At 71.5% G+C, this 6,186-nt stretch carries 5 protein-coding genes; 2 read left to right on the top strand and 3 right to left on the bottom strand.

The window, feature by feature from the left end; translation table 11 throughout:
• Together AB0H87_RS36445 and AB0H87_RS36440 are read right to left on the bottom strand one after the other, a co-directional pair.
• The coding region (locus tag AB0H87_RS36445; protein WP_360156552.1) for an IlvD/Edd family dehydratase at positions 1–1,767 on the bottom strand (1,767 nt) is incomplete at its 3' end.
• Positions 1,764–3,608: a glycoside hydrolase family 15 protein gene (locus AB0H87_RS36440; RefSeq protein WP_360156549.1), complete on the bottom strand. Its 1,845-nt coding sequence runs from the start codon at positions 3,606–3,608 to the stop codon at positions 1,764–1,766. The genes AB0H87_RS36440 and AB0H87_RS36445, both read right to left, overlap by 4 nt.
• A gap of 187 nt (positions 3,609–3,795) precedes the next feature.
• Here AB0H87_RS36440 and AB0H87_RS36435 point away from each other — a divergent pair, with 187 nt between their 5' ends.
• On the top strand, positions 3,796–5,163 hold the full coding sequence (locus AB0H87_RS36435; protein ID WP_360156546.1) for a glucose-6-phosphate dehydrogenase: 1,368 nt from the start codon (positions 3,796–3,798) through the stop codon (positions 5,161–5,163).
• Positions 5,164–5,287: 124 nt separating this feature from the next.
• Entirely contained in the window at positions 5,288–5,857 is a 570-nt protein-coding gene (locus tag AB0H87_RS36430) for a dienelactone hydrolase family protein (protein ID WP_360156543.1), read from the top strand.
• Here the strand turns inward: AB0H87_RS36430 and AB0H87_RS36425 are convergent.
• A partial coding sequence (locus AB0H87_RS36425) for a substrate-binding domain-containing protein (protein WP_360156540.1) occupies positions 5,854–6,186 on the bottom strand: 333 nt, incomplete at its 5' end. The two genes, AB0H87_RS36430 and AB0H87_RS36425, sit on opposite strands and share 4 nt — an antisense overlap.

The following is a 6,186-nucleotide window of genomic DNA, read 5'->3' as shown; positions in this document are numbered from 1 at the left end:
GTCACGGGGCGTTCCCTTCGTGACGATGAGGTCCTGGTACGCGGTCGCGAAGTCGAGGCAGCTGCCGGTGTCCATCTGCCCGGTGTACCTGCGGAAGATCTCCTGCCACGGTGTCTGGTGTTCGATCGGCGTCGGCTCGTGGTGGCGCCACCGCTCGGCGATCTCCTCGTCGCTGAGGTCCACGTCGAGGCGGTGGTTCGGGATGTCGAGGATGATCCGGTCGCCGGTGCGCAGGATCGCGATGTTGCCGCCGACGGCGGCCTCCGGGCTGATGTTGAGGATCGACGGGGCGTCGGCGGTGCCGCTCTGCCGGCCGTCGCCGAGGGTGGGGATGGCCTCGACGCCGCGCAGAATCAGCGCGGTCGGCGGCTGCATGTTGACGACCTCGGCCGACCCGGGGTACGCGATGTTGCCGGCGTTGCGCACCACCAGGATGCAGTCCTCGTCGATCTCGAGCGCGGGGTCGTCGATCCGCTCGTGATAGTCCTCCGGGCTGTCGAACACCACCGCGCGCCAGCTCATCGCAGGACTGGTCAGGTAGCGCGCGCGCAGGTCCTCCGTGACGACGGACATCTTCATCATCCCGGAGGAGAAGACGTTGCCGTGCAGGACGAGCACGCCGCCGCGGGGTCCGAACGGGTGCTCGTACTCGGCGATGACGTCGGGGTTGGTGCTCACCGCCTCGGCGATGTTCTCGCCGACGGTCCGGCCGGTGACCGTCATCGCGTCGGCGTGCAGTCGGCCGGCGGCCAGCAGGGTCTTCATGACGGCCGGCACGCCGCCCGCGCGATAGAAGTCCTCGCCCAGGTAGTCGCCGGCCGGGGCACAGTTGGCCAGGATCGGCACACCCCCGCCGACGGTCTCCCAGTCGCTGTTCGTCACCTCCACGCCGATGTGGCGGGCGATGGCGTTGACGTGGATCGGGCAGTTGGTCGAGCTCGCGATCGCCGCCGCCACCGTGATCGCGTTCTCGAACGCCGCCCGCGTCATGATCGCCTTCGGTGTCAGGTTCTCCCGGACTAGGCCCACCGCGCGAAAACCGGTCTCGTACGCCATCTGCCCGCGTTCGCGGTACGGGGCGGGGATCGCGGCGCAGCCGGGCAGCGTCATCCCGAGGGCCTCGGCGATGCTGTTCATCGACAGCGCGGTGCCCATCGTGTTGCAGTGGCCCTCGCTGGTGGCCGAACGGGCGACCCGGTCCATGAACTCGGCGTAGTCGATCTTCCCGGCGGCGAGCAGCCGCCGCGACTGCCAGATGATGAGGCCGGAGCCGGCGCGGCGGCCCTCCACGTACCCGTTGAGCATCGGCCCGCCGGAGAGCACGATCGCCGGGATGTTGACGGTGGCGGCCGCCATCAAGCATGCGGGGGTCGTCTTGTCGCAGCCGGTCGTGAGCACGACCCCGTCGAGCGGGTAGCCGTAGAGAACCTCGACCAGACCGAGGTACGCCAGGTTCCGGTCAAGCGCGGCGGTGGGGCGCTTGCCGGTCTCCTGCAGCGGATGGACGGGGAACTCCAGCGGGATGCCGCCGGCGTCGCGGACACCGGCCCGGACGCGGTCGGCCAGGGCGATGTGGTGGCGGTTGCACGGCACCAGGTCGCTGCCGGTCTGCGCGATCCCAATGATCGGCCGCGCCGACTGCAGCTCCTTCCGGGTCAGCCCGAAGTTGAGGTACCGCTCGAGGTACAGCGCGGTCATGCCGGCGTTGGCCGGGTTGTCCCACCACTGCTGGCTGCGCAGCGGCCGGGATCCGTCCACATTGCTCATGGTGTCCTCCCGGCTCCGGCGACGAGCATGGTCGGATCCCAGGCCCGGCTGCGCTTCGCCGTGCCACGGGCCAACAGGTCCGCGGTCTGGATCAGCGTCAGGTGCGAGAAGCCCTGCGGGAAGTTGCCGATGTGCCGCCGCGTGAACGGGTCGTACTCCTCCGCCAGCAGACCCAGTCCGTTGCGGAGGTCCAGCAGGCGCTCGAACAACGCCTCCGCCTCCGCCCGGCGGCCCTGCAGCGCGTAGACGTCGGCCAGCCAGAAGCTGCAGGCGAGGAACGGGCTCTCGTCACCGGGCAGTCCGTCGTGCCCGTGCTCGGTGTCGTAGCGGCGCACGAGGCCGCCGCGCATCAGCCCCTTCTCGATGGCCTCCACGGTGGAGACCATCCGCGGGTCGTCGGCCTCGAGGAAGCCGACCAGCGGCATGACCAGCACGCTCGCGTCCAGTGCGGCCGAGCCGTAGGCCTGGGTGAACGCGCCGACACCCGGGTGCCACGCCCGCTCCATCACCTCGTCGCGGATGCGCTCGCGCAGCGTCCGCAGGTGCGGCAACATGCCCGGTCCGTCGTCGCCGAACAGGCCGAACTCCTCGATCAGCCCGATCGCGCGGTCCACGGCCACCCACGCCTCGACCTTCGAGTGGGTGAAGTGCCGGGTCTGCTCGCCGCGCACCTCCCAGATGCCCTCGTCGGGTCGCTGCCACACGCGCTCGAGGTAGTCCAGCATCCCCCGGACCAGGTCCCACGACTCGGGCTCACCGACCAGGCCCATCTTGCGGGCCGCGTACAGGCAGCTGAGCGTCTCGCCGTACACGTCGAGCTGGAACTGGTCCCAGGCGCCGTTGCCGATGCGTACGGGCCTGGACTCCTCGTAGCCGGGCAGCCAGTCGAGCGATGCCTCGGTCAGCCGTCGCTCACCGCCGATGCCGTACATGATCTGGAGCTTGGTCGGGTCTCCGGCGATCGTCCGAGCGAGCCAGTCGCGGTAGGCCGCGGCCTCGTCGCCGTAGCCGCCGGCCATGAACGCGTGCAGGGTCAGGCCGGAGTCGCGCAGCCAGCAGTAGCGGTAGTCCCAGTTGCGCACGCCGCCGAGCTCCTCGGGCAGCGACGTCGTCGGTGCGGCGACGATGGCGCCGGTCGGTGCGTAGGTGAGCGCCTTCAGGGTCAGCAACGACCGCACGACGGCGTCCCGCCACCGGCCCTGGTACGCACACCGGTCGGCCCAGCCCTGCCAGAACGCCTCCGTCTCCGCCAGCGCCGCGGCCGGGTCGAGCGGCGGCGGCGCCGGCCGATCCGACTGTCCCCAGCTGGCGACAAAGGCCACGGCGGCCCCAGCGGCCACCGTGAACGTCGCGTCGACGAAACCCGGGCCCGTCCGCACGCCGATCGTGGACCGCAGGTGCAACGAGTCGGGGCCCGCGATCAGCGACACGACGCCGTCGTCGCGCGTCCGGACCCAGGGACGGGACGCGCCGTACCCGAAGCGCGGTTCGAGCCGGCAGGAGAACTCGACCTCACCCGACACGCCCTGGACCAGCCGCACCACGTCGCTGCGCCCGTCGGCGACCGGCATGAAGTCGACCACCCGCGCCGTCCCCCCGACGCACGAGAACTCGGTCTCCAACACCATCGTCTCGCCGCGGTAGCGCTGGTCCACCGCCAGCACCGGCTCCGTCGGACGAAGGCCCCAGCGCCCGTGCTCGTCCCGGCCGAGGAGAGCCGCGAAGCAGGCCTCCGAATCGAACCGGGGGACGCACAGCCAGTCGATGTCGGCGGTGCGCGACACCAGGGCCGAGCCGCGCGTGTCGCCGATCAACCCGTAATCCTCGATCCGAGCCGCCACCACGTCTCCCCGCGCCGGAATCGGTCGGCCATTCCCAGGACAGCACGAACCTCCGCCCGCTGTGGCCGAAACGGCGCGATCGGCGCAACCTGGTCCACTCGGCGGCTACGCTCGGTATGCCCTGACAAGTCCGATGCGCGAACACATGCGTGGATAGGCGACGACGCGCAAAGGCAGGTGCCACGACATGATCCAGCAGCTGGCCATCCTGGGCGGCACCGGCGACCTGACCGCCCGCTACCTCCTACCGGGACTCGCGGCGCTGCGCGCCGTCGGCGAGCTGGGCGACGGGTTCCGGCTCGTCGCGGTCGGCCGCGAGGACTGGACCGACGACGCGTTCCGGCAGTGGGCCGCCGACGCACTCGACCAGCACGCGCCGGACGCGCCGGCTTCGGCGAAGCGGGCGGTCGTCACCGCGTCCCGGTACCAGCAGGCGAACGTCACGGATCCGGCCAGCATGTCCGCGGTCGTCGCCGACGGCCAACCGGTCGCCGCCTATCTCGCGCTCCCGCCGTCGCTGTTCCCCGCCGCCGTGTCGGCCCTGCACGCCGCGGGCACCGCCGCCGGAAGCACCGTCGTGCTGGAGAAGCCGTTCAGCGAGGACCTGGCCGGAGCGACGGAGCTCAATCGCCTCCTGGCGGTGCTCTACAACGAGCAGGACGTGTTCCGCGTCGACCACTTCCTGGCGATGTCAACGGTCCAGAACGTCCTCGGCACGCGGCTCGCCAACCGCGTGCTCGAGCCGATCTGGAACAGCGCACACATCGCCGCCGTGGACATCGTCTGGGACGAGACGCTGGCGCTGGAAGGCCGGGCCGGCTACTACGACGGCGTCGGAGCGCTCAAGGACATGGTGCAGAACCACCTGCTGCAGCTGCTGTGCCTGACCGCGATGGAACCACCGATCAGCCTCGGCGACCGCGACCTGCGCGACCGCAAGGTCGACGTCCTGCGGTCCGTCCGGCCCCTGACCCTCGAGCAGACGGTCAACCGCAGCCGGCGCGCCCGCTACACGAGCGGACGGATCGGTGACCGTGCCGTGCGCGCCTACGCCGACGAGGACGGCGTGGACCCCGCGCACCGCACCGAGACGTTCGCCGAACTGCACCTCGAGCTCGACAACTGGCGGTGGGCCGGCACGAAGTTCCGGCTGCGCACCGGCAAGGCGCTGGGCCTCGACCGCAAGGAGATCGCCGTGCGCTTCCGGCCCGTTCCGCACCTGCCGTTCGAACACCAGGGCCCGGCGCGGCCCAACGTGCTCCGCTTCGGCCTGGAGCCGGAGAACGTCACGCTCGAGCTCACCGGCACCGGGCAGCAGCCGGACACGCTCGCGCCGCTGGACCTCACCGCGTCCCTGGTGCCGGCGGAGCTGCCGGCCTACGGGCGCCTGCTGCTCGACGTGCTCAACAACAACTCGGCCCTGTCGATCCGCGCCGACGAGGCCGAACTGGCCTGGCAGGTGGTCACGCCCGTACTCGACGCCTGGTCGAAGGACCTGGTGCCCCTGCACGAGTACGCGGCCGGCTCGGACGGGCCGACCACCGGCGGCGATTGATCTCACCGTCGGGCAGTGGCCCGGGCGCGCTGGACCCACCGCCAGCTGAGCTGCGAAGCGGACACGCTCCGGCTGCTGGCCGCGCTGCCCTGGCGTAGCTGCCAGATCGGGGCACGATGACGGAATGGCCCACGTCGCACTCTTCCACTCGGTGCTCGGCCTCCGTCGGGTCGAGCGACTCGCCGCCGAGCGACTGCGCCGGGCCGGGCATGCGGTGGTCACGCCCGACCTCTTCGCCGGAAAGACGGCGGACAGTCTCGAGCACGGCTTCCGGCTGGTCGACGGGATCGGCTGGGCAGTGGTGATCGACCGGGCGCGGTCGGCCCTCGCGGACATGCCGAACGACACGGTGCTTGCCGGCGCTTCGATGGGCGTGGGCGTCGTCGCGGACCTCTGGCCCGAACGCCCTGACACCGCCGGCGTCCTCATGCTGCACGCCGCCACCGACCTGCCGGCATCCGTCCGACCAGGTCTCAGGGCTCAGTTGCACGCCGCCGAACCGGACGATTTCGCGCCACCCGAGCGCGTCGCCGGCCTCCGCCGGGCGGCCCGGGAGGCCGGCGTCGACCTCGAAGTCTTCCGCTACCCGGGTGCCGGCCACTTCTTCACCGACGGCGACCTGCCCGACCACGACCCGGCCGCGGCGGAGCTGACCTGGAGGCGGGTCCTCGACTTCCTCGACAAGACGGGCTAACGGGCGCGCGGAGTCGAGTCGCGGATGATGACCTCCGTCGGGAGGACCATGCGGCGGGTGGTCAGGGGCTCGTCGCCGAGCATCGCGAAGAGCATGTGGGCCGCGGCGTGGCCGGTTTCCTGCAGCGGCATCCTGACCGTCGTCAAGGCCGGCTGCGTGTGGGCCGCCAGTGAGCGGTCGTCGAAGCCGCTGATGGCCACGTCGTCCGGGACCGACAGGCCGACCGTGCGGGTCGCGTCGAGGACCCCGGCTCCTCGACCACGTGCTCGGCCAGCAGCTGCCCGCCGACACGATCGCGCCGAGCGCCGACCGGGGCGAGGCGGTCCGCC

The sequence above is a fragment of the Asanoa sp. NPDC050611 genome, from assembly GCF_040654855.1.
Classification (GTDB): domain Bacteria; phylum Actinomycetota; class Actinomycetes; order Mycobacteriales; family Micromonosporaceae; genus Asanoa.
The sequence above is the reverse complement of the archived record's forward strand: the minus strand, read 5'-3'. Positions and strand labels throughout refer to the sequence as shown.